The following is a 4,593-nucleotide window of genomic DNA, read 5'->3' as shown; positions in this document are numbered from 1 at the left end:
GAAATCGAACGGTTCATATTGAACAGAAATAATGAGTTATCTTTCAGTGCAAACCGTTAATCATCAATAATTGCCAGTCGTTATAGTGCAAAATAGAGAAGAGGAGCAACAATATGAAGTTCATGATCAACTGGACAGTACACGAAGACAAGCGACACGAAGTGCTTCAAACCTTTGGCTCAATGACACCTGAGGATGACGCGGCCCAAAGGGGTCCGTCTATGACACAAATTGGTAGGTGGCACGAACCAGTGTCTGGGACAGGAGTAGCGATTGTAGAAGCCGACTCCATGGATACGGTGACTGCCTTCCTTTTGAACTGGAATCACGTCTGTGATATCGAAGTTACCCCCGTTTTAGATGATGCGGAGACGAGAGCGGTCGTTCAAAGCTTGTCCTAGGGAAGTAAGCTGATCGGTATCGCCGAAGGTAAAAGAGGCCCGCGAATTCTGTGAAGGATGAGCGGGCCTCTTAGCATCTCTTATGGCAGCAACATCACTCGGAGTAACACTGCTAGGAGTAACTACCTTCCTACCAAGGACCATTTATAGCTAGAGTCCATCCATCGACTTGCATATTGACGAAGAACGTCGAACCATCAGGAGAGAAACAGGCCCCAGCAAATTCTCCGTTACCATTGAGATTTCTCGCTAGTTTGTAAACTTCTCCAGCAGGAGTTATACCCAGAAGATAGTCATCTCCAGTCCCATCTTCACAGACTATTAGATCTCCCCACGGCGATACGGTTAAATTATCTCCGTTTTCTAAAATGGTTCCAGAATCAGCTTCTACAAAAAGCTCCAATGTAGCCGGGCTATTTTTTTCTTGCGGAGTGCCTTCAGCGCTGCTAGGCCGATATTTCCAAATTTGACCAAGTCTAGCTTCTCCACCCTCTGTACATGCGATGTACACTTCTTCCGTACCATTCATCTCTCCGTAGAAGATCCCTTCTCCATGTGCGAAACGAGCTGCACCAGCATCGAACCCTCTATGCCTAAGATCATCATCTGGAGATTCAACATCATCCAACTCAATCCAGTCCACCTCCAGTACTTCTCCTTTCTCTATGTTTTTCCCGTTGAAATTGCGAATGTCTAGGCTCGGGTTCCCTCTGATTGACAAAGCTTCAAGTCGTCCTCCTTGATTTAATTGGCTTGGGATATTGGGGATAAAACGATAAAGCAGACCATCGTTAAGGTCTTCAGTCTGATATACCACTCCACTACCCGGATGTACTGCAATAGCCTCGTGTTTAAATCTACCCATAGCCTTGAGTGGTTCGGGTCGAACTAAGGGATTGTTCAAGTCTGAAGGCACTTCAAAGTTATAGCCGTGTTCTTTAGCTCGTCCTTCTCCGGGTTCATTCACGATCTCTTCACAGCTAATCCAAGACCCCCAAGGAGTAACCCCTCCAGCACAGTTTTGTATGGTTCCAGCTAGGCTTAGGTGGTGAGACACTAGGCCTTTATTCTTTGTATCGTAGAGCAGGGTAGTAGTTCCACCCATTGGAGGAACTCCACCCGTACCTGCATCGTATAGGAGGGATTGATCTATTTGACTTAGCAGTTCAAGGTCATGACCAAAGGGACCGTCCTCTGGCCTATGACGAACGACTTCGTGGTTCCTTATTAAAACTGTTAAGCCATTAGGACCCGACAGGGTACCCATGCCGTCATGTTTGGATGGCACGAAAAATCCATCGCTCATTTTTTCGCCGTGACGAGAAATAATTTTGTAGCTGAAACCTTCGGGGAGTGCAATTATACCTTCAGGGTCTTTAAGCAACGGGCCAAACCTGGACCCAGATCCGGATTGTACATTTGTAGCACTCGTATCAAGAGAAGTGCATCGAAGAGCTGGAAATGCTACGGATATAGCAGCTGTTGAGCTTAGGAACTTTCTTCGAGATATCATTGATCACCTTAACTAATGTTTAAATTGGTTCCACTAAATACTGGTTATAAAGCACACAAAGCAAGAGGCACATTTAGGGAAACTCTGCCAGAAAATGAATACCCAGGATTAACTAATCGATTTCAATTAAGCATTCTGTGCATGTGTAAGATGCATTGAGCTTGGCGTCTTCCATAACCGTATCAAAAAATTCTATAAATTTCTTAGAAAATACATAAGCCTCAGTATTTTTTATGCCTATATCAAATATTTTCTGTAGCTCTTGAAAAAATAGGTCCTCTGCAGACATTTCTTGCCCTGCATATACAACTTTATAGGTTTCTAATTCTGCAATTTCAGCAGCTTTTTGAGTAGCGTCTTTGATGTCACCAATTTCATCAACCAATCCCAATTCTAATGCTTTGGTACCAATCCAAACTCTGCCACCAGCAATTGCTTTAATTTCATCAAATGTTTTGTTTCTAGAGGATGCTACAAGAGTAATAAACTTGTCATAGGCATCATTTCCCCATTCTGCAAATTTCGCATCCAGATCTTCATCGATTGGTAGATTTACATCCCAACCAGCATATTTTGAGGTGACAACACCATCAAAATCGATTCCAACATAATCGAAGGCATCCTCAGCAGTAGGAATAGTAATCGCAACTCCAATAGATCCTGTGATTGTGGTTGGTTCTGAAAAAATATAGTCAGCAGGAGTTGCAATATAGACTCCACCAGATGCTGCGTAGTCACCCATAGATACAACTATTGGAATGCCTTTCCTTTTAGCTTCCATGAGTTCATCGGCAATCATTTCACTTGCAATGATTGATCCACCAGGACTATTAACTCTCAGAACAATTGCTTTGGTTTCTTCAGACTGATGAGCATCTTGAATTATGTCTACTAGTTCATCTGAACCTACTACTCCAGGTGAAAGAGCCTCTTCTGAAATAGCTCCTTCAGCAGTTATCACAACAACATTTTCTTCTGCATCATCTTGGGGCTTATCTAAGGTGCTCATGTAGGCACTGAGTGAAATACTATTAAATGAATCGCCGTCCTCATTTTCACCGAACTTTTCTATCATATGATTCCTAAATTCGGGAAATGATTTTGTCCCATCAATAAGATTGAAATCAGTCGCTGCTTTGATATTTGTAAATGCAGCCTCAGGGAGATAGGAGAAATAATTATCTGCAAAGTATTGGATATCGAGTGGCTGAACATTCTCTCTGTAAGCCATTTTCTCCTTCATCGCTGTCCAAATAGGATCTAGCATCTCAGTTTGCTGTAATCTGTCATTTTCAGACATTGAATCTCTAGTATTTCCTTCTACAGCAGATTTAAAGTCGCCTTGAGCATAATTATGAATAGTCAGTTTTAGATTTTCTAATAATCTTTTGTTGTAATTTCTATATCCACCAAGACCAGAGATATTAAAAGCACCCGATTGATGCACCCATATCTCATCACCTGCAGCTGATAGCATAAAATCAGAGGTAAACATCCTATCTTGATGCACTATGATTTCTTTGCCAGTTCCAGTTAGAGAATGGATTGCATCGGTGACAGTCAGTAGGGTAGTGGGGCCAGCAAAGTCAGTATTACTAAAATCTAAGAGAACGGCCGAAATTGCTTCATCCGCTTTTATATTTTCAATCACTTCCAATAAATCTCTAATTTGAATTTGGTTTGCATTTTCACTAAAAAGGCTAAGAAAACCGTCAGCTAAATTAAATGCTTCTTGGTCAACAACTATGCCTTCTGGGTTGAAAATTAAAACCTTGCCTGCGGGATCAACTTTTTTTGAGGTAGGAAAAATCCCTACGATTGCTATCGTAATAAAGATTAATACTAATGCAGTCCCCAGATTGAGCAGGACCATTCTAGCTTTCTCAAGGAATTTGCCCAGCCTACTAAATATCGATTTTATAGAAGTCATTTTTCTCCTGGTATAGTTCACTTCAGTCAACCACCATCCTCGAGCACCCGGACTGAGTCGCCAACGATTTCAAGGACCGCTACCGAACCCCCGTACTCAGTCCTCGAAGCGTAATACTGGGCCATACCTATGTCGACGCGCCAAGCTTGCCCTCCGCATGCGCTGGCAATCCCCAACTCTTGGATCGTATGCCCCACAACGATTCTTTTGGCCCCTAACGCATCTAATGCCTCTTCGAGAACTGAGCACGCCGAAGAATCAGGATCATCAGAGTACAATCGGGTCCACTGAGGACTACTCGAACCCGACAACACTGAGGGAAGATCGGATTCTCCTCGGAGCCATGCTTGTGCTGCACTGTTAATCTCGTCGATACCGTACGCAACATGTTCTGGGAGTACACCTCCATGAACAAACACGTTTTCTCCGATTTGGAGAATCACCTGTCGCTCAGCCAGTAGGTTTGCGTAAGGGCCACCAGGCATGAGTGCGGCCACGCGGGCACGCTGATACGGTTCAAATTCCGCAAGGGTGGAAGATCTAAAGCTTGCAGATGAGCGGTCCCAAACTTGAACGGAGTCACTAGCATCGTACTCCACGACGTCCACAAAATCGGTATAACCACCGTCAGTGACATAGCGTAAGTCAAGACGCGCATTCATGAGTTCGTGGTTGCCCAATAAGGCGTGAAACGCTCCGCCAGCGGCAGCCGACTCAATCCTTAGCCTCTCAAAAAGATCCAGAATCTC

Annotated in this window: 4 protein-coding genes; 1 reads left to right on the top strand and 3 read right to left on the bottom strand. The window is 43.7% G+C overall.

Annotated elements, in window-relative coordinates; all coding sequences use genetic code 11:
• Positions 1 to 113 precede the first annotated feature (113 nt).
• Complete coding sequence (locus tag MK127_08265) at positions 114 to 401, top strand: DUF3303 domain-containing protein (GenBank protein ID MCH2532785.1); 288 nt, start codon at positions 114 to 116, stop codon at positions 399 to 401.
• A 130-nt stretch (positions 402 to 531) separates the two neighbouring features.
• Here the strand turns inward: MK127_08265 and MK127_08260 are convergent, their stop codons facing one another.
• The 3 genes from MK127_08260 to MK127_08250 all read right to left on the bottom strand — a co-directional run.
• Positions 532 to 1,914 (bottom strand): PhoX family protein, encoded by a 1,383-nt coding sequence (locus MK127_08260; GenBank protein ID MCH2532784.1) that lies wholly within the window; start codon positions 1,912 to 1,914, stop codon positions 532 to 534.
• Between the two features lie 112 nt (positions 1,915 to 2,026).
• Positions 2,027 to 3,844, bottom strand: coding sequence for a signal peptide peptidase SppA (gene sppA, locus MK127_08255; protein ID MCH2532783.1), 1,818 nt, complete (start codon positions 3,842 to 3,844; stop codon positions 2,027 to 2,029).
• A 26-nt stretch (positions 3,845 to 3,870) separates the two neighbouring features.
• Positions 3,871 to 4,593, bottom strand: a 723-nt coding sequence (locus tag MK127_08250; protein MCH2532782.1) for a calcineurin, incomplete at its 5' end; no start/stop codon positions are given.

The organism is Dehalococcoidia bacterium (assembly GCA_022449765.1).
Taxonomy (GTDB): Bacteria; Chloroflexota; Dehalococcoidia; order Lucifugimonadales; family Australimonadaceae; genus UBA2963.
This window is presented reverse-complemented; position numbering and strand designations above follow the sequence as displayed.